General features: G+C 68.3%; 2 protein-coding genes. Both read right to left on the bottom strand.

Going from position 1 to position 1,447, the window contains the following annotated elements:
- Window positions 1-275 precede the first annotated feature (275 nt).
- Window positions 276-941 (bottom strand): GNAT family N-acetyltransferase, encoded by a 666-nt coding sequence (locus UK23_RS36740; protein WP_045316373.1) that lies wholly within the window; start codon window positions 939-941, stop codon window positions 276-278.
- Between the two features lie 95 nt (window positions 942-1,036).
- Complete coding sequence (locus UK23_RS36745; protein ID WP_045316374.1) at window positions 1,037-1,258, bottom strand: hypothetical protein; 222 nt, start codon at window positions 1,256-1,258, stop codon at window positions 1,037-1,039.
- Window positions 1,259-1,447: the final 189 nt, after the last annotated feature.

Below are 1,447 nucleotides of genomic sequence, written 5' to 3' on the forward strand. Positions count from 1 at the left end.
CTGGGAACCGCCCGACCGGCGGATGGATCGCCAACGTCAACTCGTTCCTCGCGGTCGAAGCCGGCATGAGGCGGGCGTATCGGATCGGCGAGGAGGGCTGGGCGGACCTGCGGTCCGGGACGGCGGGGATCCGGCCGGCGATCGGATCGGCGAGCTCGCCGTTCCTGCGCCGCATCACGGCCGGACTGGCCGACGTGGTCGGGAAGAGCCTCGCCGTCCTGACCGGTGGCCACGAAGGTTTCCTGGTGTGGACACCCGGTCCTGGTGAGATCACTTCAGTCGTCCACCCGCAGAGGTTTGCGCCCCACTCCCACGGTGATGACCCCGCACGACGGATCACGGCTGATCTCCGGCAAAGGCATGCGCAGGCCGGGGTCGCGCACTCCGTACAGCCCGCCCGGGTAGCGGTTGCGGAGGAACGGCGGCTCCGCGACGTCGATGCCGAGATGTGCGGCATAACGGCGGACGGCTGTGGCCACCTCGGGATCGCGGAGTGTCCGCAGTGGACGGTCGGACGTCAGGTCCGGCAGCACCGTGCGGAACTCGGCCGCCATCATCCGGCAGATCGCCGGGTTGCGGGTGACGGTGGCGACGGCGTTCGCCCCGGTTGTGTCCACGAACTCGCGGAAGCAGCGCGTTCCCAGCCCGCCTCGCTGATGGGCGGGTGCGATCGCCCGGCCCTCGACGATCCACAGCCCCGACTCCCGTTCCGGGATGTCCAGCCGGTCGAACAGACCGAAGCCCACGATCTCGCCGCCGACGCGCAGGATCTGGGCCAGAGTCGCCTTGTCGAACCGGTCAGCCACCTGGTGTCTCATCACCGGTGCGGGCTGGGCGAAGGCACTGGCGCCGATGGCCGCCAGTGCCTCGGCGTGGCGGCGGAAGAACGTCGCGGGATCGTCCAGCCACTCGATGTGCAGGTCTTGCACAGACCCGATCACGAAGACCCTCCGAGGTGGTCATCGCATGCCGTGTCCGAGCCGAACCGGCTCGGACACGGCCGCAGGCGAGGCGATCAGCGGTGTGGTGGAGGGAACTACCTGGGCTGGACCCAGAGACCGACCTGCGCGGAGTTGCGGTAGCCCTGGTACCTGCACGTGTCGTACCAGCGGCCCTGCGCGACACCCTGCTTGCAGGCTTTGACCGCCGCGTTGTGGTTGGGGTAGACGCCCGCGAACGATGCGGCGTGAGCGGCCGGAGCGGCCACCACCAGCGACGCGCACAGAAGTGCGGCGCCGGCGACCAACTTCTTCACCATGCTGTTCCTCTCAGAAAGATCATGAACGCGTCCTGCGAACACGACGTGGCGCACAGCCTGGCGAACAATCTTGTTGGTCCCAAGGAAAAGAGGACGACTGGGGTATTGGGCGCACACTTGTCTTCCTCTACGGCCCACACCCGCTGCCGCTGAGGGAGGTGCGCCGGAGAGCGGTCCACTGTGTACGGT

Source organism: Lentzea aerocolonigenes (assembly GCF_000955955.1).
Taxonomy (GTDB): domain Bacteria; phylum Actinomycetota; class Actinomycetes; order Mycobacteriales; family Pseudonocardiaceae; genus Lentzea; species Lentzea aerocolonigenes_A.

Excerpts from the sequence above, each read along its gene's own strand:
- UK23_RS36745 (WP_045316374.1), bottom strand. The coding sequence starts at position 1,258 with ATGGTGAAGAAGTTGGTCGCCGGCGCCGCACTTCTGTGCGCGTCGCTG.